Raw genomic sequence first — 597 nt, 5'->3', positions numbered from 1 at the left:
GGATACGCAGCGTCTCAGGAACGAGTATTACGCCTATGCCGGGCAGGAAGAGGCAAGCAAACTCGCCATCGTTGGCGCACTCTCGCTCTATCTCAACTTGATCAACCTGTTCCAGTTGCTGCTGACCTTCATGGGTCAGCGGCGCGAGTAAAGGAGGACGGTATGCACGATACCTCGCTCTGGCGTAGCGTTCCGCTGGTGGCGCAAAACTGGAAATGGATGATGGTTCGCGGTGTCCTGGCTCTGGCGCTGGGCAAAGCGGCGCTGCTCTTCCCTGCGGGCGCACTCTTTGCCTTCACGATGCTGTTTGCCGCCTTTGCTGGCGTCGATGGCATTGCCTCGCTGATTGCCGGGATACAGGGCGCCGCGCACAAGGAGGACCGGTGGATTGCCTTGGTCCTGCGCGGCGTGATCGGACTGGTAGCAGCCGGCCTCTTTGTAGCCTTGCCGCTGGAATTCACGGTCAGCTACGCGTTGGCGACGCTGGTTCTGGTTGCTGCCTGGGCCATCGCGGTCGGCCTGCTCGAGATCGTCGCGGCAGTACGGCTGCGCAAGGAAATCCGCGGGGAAGTGCTCCTCGCCCTTTCCGGCACGATC

2 protein-coding genes are annotated in these 597 nt (G+C 61.8%); both read left to right on the top strand.

What is annotated here, in order from left to right; genetic code table 11:
- Positions 1-151, top strand: a 151-nt coding sequence (locus tag RT424_RS23810; protein WP_313443286.1) for a Bax inhibitor-1 family protein, incomplete at its 5' end; no start/stop codon positions are given.
- A gap of 11 nt (positions 152-162) precedes the next feature.
- The coding region (locus RT424_RS23805; protein WP_313443283.1) for a DUF308 domain-containing protein at positions 163-597 on the top strand (435 nt) is incomplete at its 3' end.

This window comes from Novosphingobium sp., from assembly GCF_032093395.1.
Taxonomy (GTDB): Bacteria; Pseudomonadota; Alphaproteobacteria; order Sphingomonadales; family Sphingomonadaceae; genus Novosphingobium.
This window is presented reverse-complemented; position numbering and strand designations above follow the sequence as displayed.